General features: G+C 61.0%; 10 protein-coding genes and 1 tRNA gene. 6 read left to right on the top strand and 5 right to left on the bottom strand.

The annotated features are described in order from the left end of the window. Positions 1 to 67: 67 nt before the first annotated feature. A tRNA-Val gene (locus tag OK438_02990) sits at positions 68 to 158 on the top strand. 64 nt (positions 159 to 222) lie between these two features. Beyond that, the gene (locus tag OK438_02985; GenBank protein MDA4124403.1) at positions 223 to 717 is read left to right on the top strand and encodes a phosphoribosyltransferase family protein; all 495 of its coding nucleotides are present in this window, start codon (positions 223 to 225) and stop codon (positions 715 to 717) included. 32 nt (positions 718 to 749) lie between these two features. Here the strand turns inward: OK438_02985 and OK438_02980 are convergent, their stop codons facing one another. Further along, the gene (locus OK438_02980) at positions 750 to 1295 is read right to left on the bottom strand and encodes a CoA pyrophosphatase (protein ID MDA4124402.1); all 546 of its coding nucleotides are present in this window, start codon (positions 1293 to 1295) and stop codon (positions 750 to 752) included. A gap of 66 nt (positions 1296 to 1361) precedes the next feature. Between OK438_02980 and trxA the strand changes: the two genes are divergently transcribed. Further along, positions 1362 to 1730: a thioredoxin gene (gene trxA / locus OK438_02975; GenBank protein ID MDA4124401.1), complete on the top strand. Its 369-nt coding sequence runs from the start codon at positions 1362 to 1364 to the stop codon at positions 1728 to 1730. A gap of 2 nt (positions 1731 to 1732) precedes the next feature. On the opposite strand, the gene OK438_02970 is transcribed toward trxA, so the two are convergent. Genes OK438_02970 through OK438_02960 form a run of 3 tightly spaced genes read right to left on the bottom strand, consistent with a single transcriptional unit; the run spans position 1733 to position 6056 of the window. After that, positions 1733 to 2491 carry a hypothetical protein gene (locus OK438_02970; protein ID MDA4124400.1) on the bottom strand — a complete coding sequence of 253 codons (759 nt, stop codon included), beginning with the start codon at positions 2489 to 2491 and terminating at the stop codon, positions 1733 to 1735. Position 2492: 1 nt separating this feature from the next. Further along, positions 2493 to 3176, bottom strand: a complete 684-nt coding sequence (locus OK438_02965; protein ID MDA4124399.1) for a hypothetical protein — start codon at positions 3174 to 3176, stop codon at positions 2493 to 2495. 36 nt (positions 3177 to 3212) lie between these two features. Next, positions 3213 to 6056 (bottom strand): DEAD/DEAH box helicase, encoded by a 2844-nt coding sequence (locus tag OK438_02960; GenBank protein ID MDA4124398.1) that lies wholly within the window; start codon positions 6054 to 6056, stop codon positions 3213 to 3215. A gap of 112 nt (positions 6057 to 6168) precedes the next feature. Between OK438_02960 and OK438_02955 the strand changes: the two genes are divergently transcribed. From OK438_02955 to OK438_02945, 3 genes are read left to right on the top strand one after another with little or no spacing between them, the layout of a single operon-like run. After that, positions 6169 to 8175: an AAA family ATPase gene (locus tag OK438_02955; GenBank protein ID MDA4124397.1), complete on the top strand. Its 2007-nt coding sequence runs from the start codon at positions 6169 to 6171 to the stop codon at positions 8173 to 8175. Between the two features lies 1 nt (position 8176). Next, the gene (locus tag OK438_02950; GenBank protein MDA4124396.1) at positions 8177 to 8935 is read left to right on the top strand and encodes a hypothetical protein; all 759 of its coding nucleotides are present in this window, start codon (positions 8177 to 8179) and stop codon (positions 8933 to 8935) included. After that, on the top strand, positions 8935 to 9489 hold the full coding sequence (locus OK438_02945) for a hypothetical protein (protein MDA4124395.1): 555 nt from the start codon (positions 8935 to 8937) through the stop codon (positions 9487 to 9489). Before OK438_02950 ends, OK438_02945 begins: the two co-directional genes overlap by 1 nt. Here OK438_02945 and OK438_02940 read toward each other — a convergent pair. Further along, complete coding sequence (locus tag OK438_02940; protein MDA4124394.1) at positions 9468 to 12335, bottom strand: DEAD/DEAH box helicase; 2868 nt, start codon at positions 12333 to 12335, stop codon at positions 9468 to 9470. The two genes, OK438_02945 and OK438_02940, sit on opposite strands and share 22 nt — an antisense overlap. Between the last annotated feature and the right edge of the window lie 168 nt (positions 12336 to 12503).

Raw genomic sequence — 12503 nt, 5'->3', positions numbered from 1 at the left:
CTAGTCGCCATTCGACGAGTCGAGTTCGCTCCAATCCTTAATAGATGTCCGAGTCGCGCGCGATTTGGGGCCGGTTGTCTAGCCCGGTTAGGATGTCAGGCCTTGCCCATCAAGCCCTTACACGGCGAAGGTCCCAGGTTCGAATCCTGGCCGGCCCACTCTACATCCTGCTGCAAAGAATAATCTGAAAAGTTATGTAGACTTGACTGGACGCCGCCCTCGATGCCCGAGTTTAGGTACATCAGCTGGGCGGAGTACGGCAATCTCGCGGAGGCGCTCGCCGAGAAGGTGCGCGCTGCGGGAAAGAAATACGACGTCGTGGTGGGCATCGCCCGTGGAGGCATCCCTGTCGCAATGGTGGTTTCTGACCATCTCGACGTCAGGATCGACTTCATCAACGTGAAATCTTACAGCGGAATCGGCGAGAGGGGACTTCCGAAAATCCTGTCGACGCTGACTCAGCCTGTGAAAGAAAATAGCGTTCTCCTCGTGGACGACCTCGTCGACCAGGGGGACACTATGAGCGTGCTCAAACGCCATCTTTCCGCCCAGGGTCCCAGGCTTCTCGAGACCGCTGTCCTATTCAAGAAACCCTGGAGCAAGACCGAGCCCGACTACTACCTCGAGGTCGTGGATAAGTGGGTAGTCTTCCCCTTCGAGCTGAGCGAGGTGAACAGGATGAGGAAGGCATCCGGGGAAAGCCTGGACATCAATTAGGATTCCACTCGATCCGTCAATCGCGCATGTATCTATTCGAGAAGTGTGGAGATTATCAGGTGGGTGAGGCCCCAGACGACGTAGTCGTCAACCAGCAGCGCCGGCATCTCCCTTACCTGGCCGCCGAACTCCAGCCTGTAGGCGGACTTCGCCTCGCCTGAGAGGAGGCGCTCGAGCTTGACCCACCTGTAGGAGGCCACTTCGTCGTTCGTCCTGACTTCGACTTCGTCCTTCATGAGGAACGCAGCTGGGACGACGTCCATGGTTCCAGTGTGCGTCCTGAACGTGCTGAAGTACCCGAGGAACTCGGCCCTAGTCCCCAGATCGATGCCCACTTCTTCGTTCGTCTCCCGGATCGCAGTCTCCCTAAGCGTCGCGTCGCCCTCCTGGGCCTTCCCTCCAGGGAAGGCCACCTGCCCCGACCAGGGGTCTCCCTCGCGGTCCGCCCTCTTGATCAGTAGGACGCTCGGGGCCTCCATGTCCTTCAGCATCATGGAGACGGCCGCCTGTCGCATCTGTCCCGAAGGGGGCTCCTGAGTGTCGAGCTTCTTCAGAATCGCCGAGAAAACGTCTGCCATCTGGGAAGAAACCGCAGCAACCCTCGCAATCTTAAATATGCATCGCAGTCCCGAAGTCCCAATTCGATGATGCCCACTGGAACCGAGCACGGAAGCCTGACAGTCGAGCTGACCGAAGCGAACTTCGACAAACTCAGCTCAGGTCCGAAGCCCCTCTTCGTAGATTTCTGGGCGACCTGGTGCGGACCCTGCATGGTGATGGACCCAGTAGTGGAAAAGTTGGCCGCCAGATACTCGGGAAGGGTAATCTTCGGAAAGGTCAATGTCGATCAACAGATCAACATCTCCTCGCGCTATCAGGTCTTCTCTATCCCTACCTTCATGATATTCAAGGGAGGCCAGCCCATGGACGCGATAATCGGGGCCGTGGGAGAGCCTTCGCTCGAGCGCCTCCTCAAGGGCGCGGTGGACGGCGACTCCCCTGGCATCCAGTGACCCTAGGTAACTCTCGTCCCGTCCAGAAGGAAGATGTCCGATTCCTCTAGGCTCACCGACCTTGATGAGAGCACCGGTCCGAACTGGAAAGACCTGCTCCTGTTGATGGGCTGCCCCCCGACCATCCTGTTGAACGGTGGCATCACGATCAGCTTGCCTTTCCCTTTCGCCTTGGACTTGTACCCCGCCCCTTCCATGAGCTGGGCCACGTCGTAGCTCGCGGAGACCCAGACGGACTCCCGCGTCCTGGCCCCGAACCTGTCCCTCATCTCGTAGGTGAAATGGGAATGGCCGATAACTAGGTTCTTGCATGCGATCGCCTCCTCCGACGGCCAAGCATGCCCGTGGGCGACTCCGACTCGCCCCCTTCCCGAGCCGAGCACCGTCCCCCGGGAAGGCTGTAGCTTGACCCGGGGCGGCAGCACGATCTTGAGGCTACCATCGTGGTTCCCAGGCACCACCTCCACCGATTCGAATAAGTCGAGCATGGTGTCGAAGAAGAACGGGACCATCCCCCAGTCGATGTCCTCCACCTTCCCCACCGTGTGCTTGACGTCCCCAAGGACCGCCAGCCTCTTCGCCCCATACTTCTCGGCGAGGTCCCTTATCCTCCCAACCATCTTCACCGAATAAGAAGGCAGGCTGAAGCCTTTCTTCGCCAGTTCCTTCTCCAGGCCAAGGTGAAGGTCGGAGATCAGGAGAGTGCTCTCGCCGCTGTTGGAAAAGACAAGGGCCGCATCCCCGGGAACTATCCTGAGCAAGTCACGCTATCAGCGGGAGTATCTCTCCCTTGATGAAGGAGGCGAACTCTGAAATCTCCATCTTGCTGAACCCGGTCACGACGCAGTTCCTCGTCACGCCAAGCACATACCCGGTCTTGGAGCTCTTCAGCACGATGTACCAGAGCTTCCCATGAGTTAGGTAGTCGGAGTAGAGCGACGTGTTCCCCAAAGCATCCCCGTAGAGTGACAGCTTGTTGATGTTCGGTATGTCCACTTCGTCGAAGAACACAATTTTCGTCTCGTCAAAATTCTTCTCATGGAACTTCCTCAGCGTCTCCGGGTCGATCCTAGCCTCCACCACCTGGCCGAGGCTCATGAACACCGCCTTGCTTATCTCGTTGGCGATGTTGTTCGCCCTGTTCTTCTTGTCGTAGACAGTCAGGAAGAGCCTGTCCTTGAAGAGATAGAACGAGAACGGCGCCTCGTAGGTCCTCGGCACTGGAACGGGCTTCCCCCTGTGCCTCACGACGAACACCGAGTCGAAGGAGAACGTCCCGTCCAGGGTCCCCTTCCCGGCCGAAAGGTCCCTGATCTCAGAAACCAGCTTGAACTCTTGGTCCTCGACAGTGCTCTCGGTCTCCACCCTGAAAGCCTTCAGCTTCTCCGCCAGCACGTCCATGTCGAAGTTCTCCCTCACCACGAAGACCTTTCCCGCTAGAACCAAACCGAACCTGCCCCGAGCTCCCCCGTTAATGGACTTTCAGTTAGACCAGAACGGTCTCGTCGTAACGAATCGTATCTTCGCCTCGAGCAGGTCACGGTAAAACGCCTCTTCGTCGTCCTGCATCTCGGCGAGTATCCTCGAGGCGGTCTGGGGCCCTATCCCGTAGACAGTCTGGGCGACCACGGCCTTCTTCCCATAGGAGAGCACAAGGTCCGCAGCTCTCCTCGCCTTCGAAAGCTCGGCCTTCTCCTCTTCGTTGAGCGAAGCCTTCCCCGCCCTCCTCTCGAGAATGTCGGCGACCTTCCCCGTCCCCCAGTAGCAGGGGACCAGAAGGCCCGATCCGCACGAGGTGCACTTCGGGTCCTCCGGCAGCTCCCCGACGCTGGTCTGACCCTGGTCGGTCCCGCATTTCATGCAGAGCAGGCTCACGTCGGTCCCGAATATGCTCGCCTTCATCCTCTGGTAGGATGACCTGCCGAGCGAATCGGGGGCGACCGCCTCCGGCACCTCAAGGTACCTGTAGAGGAGGCTGTAGGCTATGGGGGTCGGCCTGTCCCCTGCCAGAAACGTCTCCACGGATATCCCTCCGTCGGCGACGAGCGTCAGGATCTCCTTCCCATGCTCCATGTCTATGAGGTCCCTGGCCGTCTCCTGAAGAGCCTCCTCGAAAACAGGCGTCCTCTCGAACCGGGTCGGAAGGGAGCAAAGGTTGGGATGGGCGATAAGCTTCCCTCTCTTCAGGGCGCCGAACCTCTCGGCCACGTACTTGACCCGGGCCGGGAATGGGAAGTTGCGCTGGGCCGCCACGGCGTAGGTCCTCTCGAGCTCCTCGGGGCTGATTCCCATCAGCTCCTTGGACAGGGCCCTGAGGTCGAGGTCCTCGGTGTCGGCGGTGAGCTCCAGCAGCAACCTGTAGCCATCCAGCCACCAGACTCTGACCAACCCTCTCCTGGAAAGTATCTCCTCGAAGACGTAGGCGAAGGTCCTGTTGACCGACTCTCCGAAGCACAGATGTGCGATCAGATATTTTCCGAACCCCTCGAAGAGAATCAGCCTGTCGGACGGCACGGGCGCTCCCATCTTCTTGTGCTCCGCGATCTCGTCCACCACCAGAGCCCTCGCGGCAGCCTCCCCGGGTATCTCCCCGACAGCCTCCTCCACAGCCTTCTCCCCGACGTCCAGCGCCTCCGAAATCGAGCGTCTGAGCCTGCCCGTCTCCATGGCGAGGTCGAAAGGAATGGGGAGCATCTCTCCGTCCCAGGTGGCCAGGGCCGCCAGCGGGTCCTCCACCGGAGTGACGTAGATCTTCCTGTCTTCCGCGACCTGCTCGATCTGCCAGATCTTACCCTTGCAGATGAAATGGACTCCCACCTTCGCCTTGAGCAGAACGAACTCTTCCCCGAGGATGCCCACCGTCTCGTTGGTCGACAGGTCCACCACCAGATACCTGGTCTCGTCGGGGATCATCGAAAGGTTCTCGAAGTAGTAGTCCCTGGTCATCCTCGTCCTGGAAAGAGTCTTGCCGTCGAACCTTAGCTTCCCCAGCTCCGAAAGATACCCGACCGTCCTCCTGAAGCTCTCGTCGCTCAGCCCCCGGAACGGAGCTGCCTTCCTGATTTCCTTCAGCAGAAGGTCCCCGTCCATGGACTCGAAGTCCATCAAGTACCCCGCGACCTGGTGGGCGAGCACGTCCAGAGAATTCGCGTAGGGCCTGGTCGGCTCGATCCTCCCCTTCGCCGCAGAGATGATGCTCGACGCCGACTCCATGATGTCGTCCGCGGACACCGTGACCAGGACTCCCTTGGAGACCCTCCCGAGCCTGTGCCCGCTCCTCCCCACCCGCTGAACCAGGGAAGTGACCTGCCTCGGGGACATGTACTGGACGACCAGGTCGACCGAACCGATGTCGATCCCGAGCTCCAGGGTGCTCGTGCAGACCAGCGCCTTCAACTGTCCCGACTTGAACGCCCCTTCGACCCTCTCCCTCTCTTCCCTCGGCAGCGAACCGTGGTGAACTCCCACGTCCTTCCTCAGCCTAGCAAGCTTCTCCCCCAGCATCTCCGCCACGGTCCTGCTGTTCACGAAGATCAGGGTCGAGTTGTGCTCCTCGATCAGGCTGTTGATCCTCGACAGCCTTGCCGCCAAGTCGGGTGCTGCGTAGGTCTTCTTCGCAGCCGACTGGTCCGCCGGGTCGGGGACCGGATATTCGATCGCGTACGAGAACTCCTTCGGTGTCTCCGCCCTGACTATCGTCCGCTTGCCCCCGCCGAAGATGAACTCTGCCGCGACGTCCGGAGTCCCGACGGTCGCCGACAGCGCGACCAGCTGGTACCTCGGAGCCACCTTCCTCAGCCTCTGTAACCCCACCGACAGCTGAACCCCCCTCTTGCTCTCCACCAGGTTGTGCAGCTCGTCGACCACCACGGCCTTCAGGTGCGAAAGGTTCTGTCTCATCCTGCTCCCTGGGAGTATCGCCTGCAGGGTCTCCGGGGTGGTCACCAGGACGTCTGGGGGGTGGGACGACTGCTTCGTCCTCTGAGCCTGCGGGGTGTCGCCGTGCCTGATGTCGACCGTGAGCCCAAGCCTGCCGCACCAGATCTGGAGTCGCTTGAGCATGTCCCTGTTCAGGGCACGCATGGGGGTGATGTACAGCAGCGAAATCCCTTCCCCATGTCCCCTCTCCACGAGCCTGCTGAGCAGAGGCAGGATGGCGGCTTCGGTCTTCCCCGAGCCCGTCGGCGCTATGATCAGAACGTCCTCGCCGCGTGAAACGAGTGGCCATGCCTTGACCTGGGGAGCCGTCGGCTCACTGATCCCCGCCTCCTCCAGGAGCCCCCTGACCTGAGGAGCAAGTCCTTCGAATGAACTTTCAGGGACCAACAGACATGAAACCTCCACCGTTCATTTAAGGGATTTCGGGGGAGGGAACTCCGAAAGTAATCCAAATCCGCGCAAGGTCTAAATCCTGGACAGGCCTGCGCGGGTAAGAATCTTGTCAAGGCGAACCGAGGAAGTCTCCAAAGAGGCGACCCTCCCCCAGACTACGATCAAAGAGATCATCCTGGAGAACTTCATGAGCTACGAATACGCAAGAATCCCCCTCCGGGAGGGCCTCAACCTCATCGTCGGGCCCAACGGCGCGGGCAAGTCCTCGGTCCTGCTCGCGATCTCCGTGGCCTTCGGCCAGGCGTACACCGAGCGCTCGAGGAAGCTCTCGGACCTGATCCGCCGGGGGAAGGACATTGCGAGGGTTTCCCTGATCTTCGACAACTCGGTCAAGAAGGGCAGACGCCCCATCCCCTACTCCAAATCAGACACGTTCATGCTCAGCAGGTATCTGAAGCGGGACGGCTCCTACTGGTTCGAGGCAGACTACAAGGAGATAGACAAGAGCGAAGTCGTCAGACTCCTCAGCGAGTTCGGGATCAACCCGGACAACCTTCTCATCATAATGCACCAGGGAATGATCGAGGAGCTGGGCGCGGTGACCCCTCAGGAGCGTCTGAGGATGGTCGAAGAGGCAGTCGGCTTCGCGGAGTTCAGGCAGAGGATCCTCCTGGCAGAACAGGAGCTGGGCGGGCTCATCGGAGAGGAGAGCTCCCTTCTCCAGCTCATCGACAACGCAAACCAGGCCCTCGAGTATTGGAAGCAGGTCTACGACAGGTACCAGGAAAAGCGGAGGCTCATCGAGCACCGCGAACTGCTGGCCCGCGAGCTCCTTTGGAGCACCGAGGCGAAGCTGAGCAAATCCCTTCAATCGGCCCAGGAGAAGATCATGGCAAAGACGAGGGCCCTCGAAGACCTGAAGTCCCAGCAGGCGGAGGTGGCGGCGGACGCCGACCAGACCCACCAGACCCTCCTGGACAAGCAGGTGGACCTGAGGAAGCTGTACTTCGCGCTTGTCAGGGCCGAATCCGACAAGGCCAAGGACGAGTCTGCTGAGAACGCCTACAGGAGCATCAAGGAGGACCTGGCCGGCCTCTCAGTCACTGTCGACGAGCTCCTTGCGAAGGGCCCCGAGAAGAGCACGAAGCGTATCAAGGAGGTCGTAGACTACATTTCCGGCAAGGGCGCGTCGGCCGAAGAGGACGCGAAGCGGAGGAAGGTTGACCTCGAAAGGGAGGTCTCCATCCTGCAGCCGGAGATCAGCCGGACCGAGGAGCTTGTCAAGCGGACCATGGAGAGCTACATCTCCTTCCGGGTGAAGTCCGAAGTCCTGTCCTACAGGATCAAGGTCACCGAGTCCGACCTCCGCGACCTCGAACGCAGCGCCCGCGAATACAAGGGCGAGCTCGAGAAGCTGGCCCCCGACCTGGAGAAGGCAGGCGCCAGGGTCGAGACCCTCCGCCAGCCCTACGAGGTCTCAGAGGAGCTCAAGCTTGTCTCCGCCCACATCCAGAAGATGCAGGACGTCCCCGACGACGCAGAGAAGATCTACAACGACTACTCCGGCAACATCGACGAGCTCAAGGTCAAGCTCGCCCAGCTGCAGGAAAACAAGAAGGCGATGCTGGGCGAGCTCGAAACCCGGAAGGACGTCTGGAGGCGGGCCATGGACAGCCTAGTCGAGTCGGTCGACCCCCCCTACCAGGCCGTCCTCGCCGCCGCGGACGCCAGCGGTTTCATCAAGTTCGAGGAGGGCGCGGACATCGAGGACGCAGGCATCCAGCTCTACGTCGGGTTCCGGGGCGGCTCCCCCACGACCCTCGACCCCTTCACCCAGAGCGGGGGCGAACGATCGGTGGCCCTCATGGCCTTCATCCTCTCCCTCCAGGCCAGGATAGTCTCACCCCTCAGGGCCATGGACGAGTTCGACATACACATGGACCCGAGGAACCGCGAAGCGATGTTCAAGATGATCCTGTCCCAGATGAAGCAGAGGGAAGCCTCCCAGTACCTGGTCATCACCCCGTCGATCCTCACTGTCTTCGACAGGAGCGCCCACGTGATCGCCGTCCAGGCGGTCCACGGCGCGTCCGAAGTCAAGGAGCTCAAGTAGCGTGGACAGGGACAAGCTCGAGGACCTCATGCGGGTGATAGAGCTCTGCCGCTCCGTCGAGTCCAGCTCCGCCGACCCCTTCGACGTCGACATCAAAGAAAAGATCCGGGTGCTCAAGGAGCGCCTCCCCGAGTGGAAGTTCCTCGACGAGCTGCTCGTCGACTCCGAAGCCCTGCTCGAGCTCGCCCAGATAGTGAAGCTCCAGGACGAATGGCTCAAGCACAGGGCCTCCTCCCTCTACATCGACCCCCTGCTCATCCAGCTGAAGGTCAAGCTCCTAGCCAAGGAAGCCCTCTCGGAGGCCTTCATCAGGAGCTGGCATCCGGTCGCGCAGGTCGACCAGCTCTCCCCGAAGGGGCTCGAGAGGGCCTTCATCTACTGGCGGGACCTCTCCCCCATGGCCGAGCGCTTCAAGGACGAGTTCGGGAGCTACGGGACCAGGCCGGGCTCGGTGGGCTACGAGGAGCTCATCTCGCTGGGGGTCTTCACCAAGGACCAGTTCGAGCAGAACCTCAAGGACCTCCACGACGAACTCCTCGAAAAGTCAAACGGCGAGTGGGTCGACTACAGGGAGTTCATCCAGTCAGAGACCTTCGAGGCCCAGGTGCTCAAGGGCTACCTCCTCGCGTTCCTGATCAGCGAGGGGAGGGCTTCCCTCAAGACCGAGCCGCTGACCGGCAGGATCTGGACGACCGCCCTCACGGAGAAGGCGAAGGGGCCGACGAAGTCGGTCGCCATTTCGATAGTTGGTGAGCCCTGATGGAATCAACAGACAGGGCACTCCTGGAGAGGAAGGTGAGGAAGGCCTTCCAGGTTCTCATCCTCCAAAGGGGAAGGAACCCCGGGGTCAAGGGATGGGAGATGAAGCGCTATCTTGGAAGGGACTACCGGAAGATAGTCGAGGTCCTCGGCGAGGACGTCGCGGCGCTCGGCCTCGAGGTCTTCGAAGTCAAGGGCGTGGACGGGACCGAGGACTCCTCCCGCTTCCTCCTGCGGTTCCGGGAGCCTCCTACCGTCAGCGAAGCCGAGACGTCAGGGATCAGGATCGACGACCTCGCAGTCCTCGCAAGCACCATAGCCTTCGTGAATTCCAAGCAGGGGAGGGCAGCCAGGAGAGAGGTGGAGCACTTCCTCCGAGAGAAGTTCCCGAAGTGGAGGGTCGAGTACTCCCTGGACAGGTATGTCAAGAGGGGGTACCTGGAGCAGGACGACAGGGCCATGCTCCACGTCGGCTGGCGGACCAGAGCTGAGGTCGACGAGAAGACGCTGATGACCATGATACTCGCCAGGGCTCAGGAAGCCCCGAAGAAGTAGCGCCGCCTGAGCGCCTCTCTCTCGCCGTCGATGATCAGCTCCACAAGGTCCTTTCCTTCCTTCCTCATCTTGGACGCCAGCGCAGCCGCGTCCGTGAGCCTGATGCCCCTCCCCGCGATCAGCATGTCTGCCGCGTGGCCGTACTCCCGCCTCAGTTCGGCCGACTTCTTCAGACTCTCGACCACCCGGAGCTTCTTCCCACGCATGTCGGCCCTGCTCCTCGCCTTCATCGCCAGGGAGAACACGTTTTCGTATGAGTCAGTCGAGAGCCCTATCTGGTCCTTCTCGCAGACTGGGCACTTCACCAGCCCGTCGAGGTCCTCCACCCTCCTCAGCTCCAGGAAGTTCCAGCAGCGGGTGCAGACGGCCACCAGGAAGGTGTCGTTGACCCTCGCCCTCGTGGACTGCTTGAGCAGAGCCCTCAGCCTTTCGGGGGAGACTATCTCTCCCCGCCTGCTGATCTCCTCCACCCCGATCCTGGCGATGGGCGAAAGCCCCTCAGACTCGATCACCTTCACCTCCACCGCTCCGGCATGGATCTTCTCCAGCACGTCCGCCGAGCTCGCCACGTCCAGGTCGTCGTGGAAGATCATGCTCATGGCCTCCTCGTAGACAGGCGTGTCTCTCAGGGACTCGATCAGCCCGGCTATGGAAACGCTGGCGTACTCAGCGTCCTTGGCAATGGCCCCGCACTTCTTCCCGGCATGTATGAGCCTCCGCTTGAAGATCCCGCTCCTCTCGACCGCCTTTTCAGTGGTCGCCTTCAGGTCGAGCCCGTACAGCTCGTCCAGGACCGAGAGGACCATCGACGGGGCAACGTCAGCCTCGATCACCATCCTGTAGGGGTCCTGGTGGACGGCCACCGACTGGCCCATCCTCTCCGAAATCATGTATCCGAGCACCCTCGCCAGAAGCCTGTTCACCTTGTGCCCGAAGGCAGCCTGAATCACCACATACCTGTCCCACCTCTCGACCGTCACCAGCCTCTCCGACGGGATTGGAAGCCCCGCTCCCTGCTGCTCGGCCACCTCCTTCAGGGCCTCGACCATCGCCTCTTTCGCGACCGGGTAGGTCATGCAGAGCTCGTCCACATACTCGCCTCCCTTCCCCTTCTCGATCTCCTCGGCGTACCTCCTCCGTATCATCCCGACCTCGGCCGCCACCTCCCTGGGGACAGGAATCTCGTCCCCCACCCAATTGGGGACCGCCCCGGTCGGGTCTTCCTCGGACTTCACGTACACCTTGTTCCCGTAGATCTGCTCTATCTTCCAGCACCGTCCGGCCTCGACGAACTTCACCCCCACCTCGCCGTACTCCGAGACGAAAGCCTCGTCCAGGGTGCCGACGAAGTTGTCCCCCTCGATGACGAGGTACTGCCTCTCGTCGGGTATCATCGAAAGGTTGTCGAAATAGTACTTGAAGAGTGGCTGGACGTCCCTCGCCCGAAAGACCTTGCCGTCAGACTCGCTGTAGTAGGCGAGCCGCGGGTATCTCTCCCTCATGTATGTCAGGACCTTCTTCAGCTTCTGCCCCTCCATCCTTGAGTAAACATAGCTCCGCCTGAGCAGGGCCTCGATGTCGGAGAAGTTCCAGTTCCCCTGCTCTATGAGCAGCCCGGCCACCTGATGGACGGCAACGTCGTAGGGCTCCATGACAGGCTCAAGGGGCTCCAGCTCCCCTCCCACCGACTTCCTGCAGAGGACCGCCGCCTCCAGAGTGTCGTCCGAATCCTGTGTGATCACGACCCCGTTGGAGACCTCCCCGACCTTGTGACCGCTCCTTCCCACCCTCTGGATTAGCCTCGTGACCTGCCTGGGGGAGTTGTACTGGACCACGTACTCCAGGAACCCGATGTCAATGCCCAGCTCCAGGCTGCTCGTGCAGATGACTCCGAGGAGTTTGCCGTCCTTCAGACCCCGCTCCACCGCCTCCCTCGTCGCCTTGGACAGGGAGCTGTGATGAATGCCGATCTTGAATTCAGGGTCCCAGACCCTGAACCTGCTGGCGAGAGCCTCCGCCTCAGTCCGGGTGTTGGTGAATATCAGGACAGACCTGTACTTCTCGACGATCTCTCTTATGGTCCTAAGCCTCGCCATCACCTCGGGGAAGGAATAGATGGACTCCGCCAGTATCTTGTCCTCCCCGGTCGCCCTGGGCGAAACGACCTTCAGAGCCAGGCTCTTCTCCACAGGCACCCTCACCACCTCGCACTCCCTCCCCTCCCCGACGAGGAACCGCGCGACCCTCTCGGGGGAGCCCACCGTGGCGGAAAGCCCGACCATCTGGAACTCGTTCTCAGCCACGTCCCGCAGCCTTTCGAGGCCGACGCTCAGCTGACTCCCTCGCTTGTCCTCGGCGAGTTCGTGGACCTCGTCCACCACTACCCACCTGAGCTTCGCAAGGTTCTGGCGGATCCTCCTTCCCACCAGAAGTATCTGCAGGGTCTCCGGGGTTGTGATCAGGATCTCCGGGGGCGCGAAGCTGAGGTTCGTCCTCTCCGCCTGAGTGCTGTCCCCGTGCCTCACTCCCAGCCTTATGTCGAAGCGCTTGCACCACCACTGCATCCGCTCAAGCATGTCCCTGTTCAGCGCCCGCAGAGGGGTGATGTAGAGCAGCTTCGTCCCCTTGTCCCTGTCGTCCCCCTCCCTGAGCATCGAGTCCAGGATCGGAAGCAGCGCCGCCTCGGTCTTCCCGGTCCCAGTCGGGGCCATCAACAGGGCGTTCTTCCCGGCCCTGACGAGGGGCACCAGCTTCATCTGGGGGTCGGTGGGAGTATCGAACCCCCTCTCCTTCAGGGCCGCGACCAGAGGCGGTGAGAACAACTCGAAGACGTTCTGCTCGCTCAACTTCCCTCACCGCACGGAAACAGCCCAAGCCTAACTATGAATTGCAAACCCAGAAGAAATGCACGCCTGTTTCTCCTCCAATAAGCTTGCGGTCGTATTGACATTCAGCCGGACGGGTCGGCTGAAACCAATCTCCATGACCACCTGCTACCCTTAAATAATTGAATA

It is taken from the genome of Nitrososphaerota archaeon (assembly GCA_027887005.1).
GTDB lineage: Archaea > Thermoproteota > Nitrososphaeria > Nitrososphaerales > Gagatemarchaeaceae > UBA183.
This window is presented reverse-complemented; position numbering and strand designations above follow the sequence as displayed.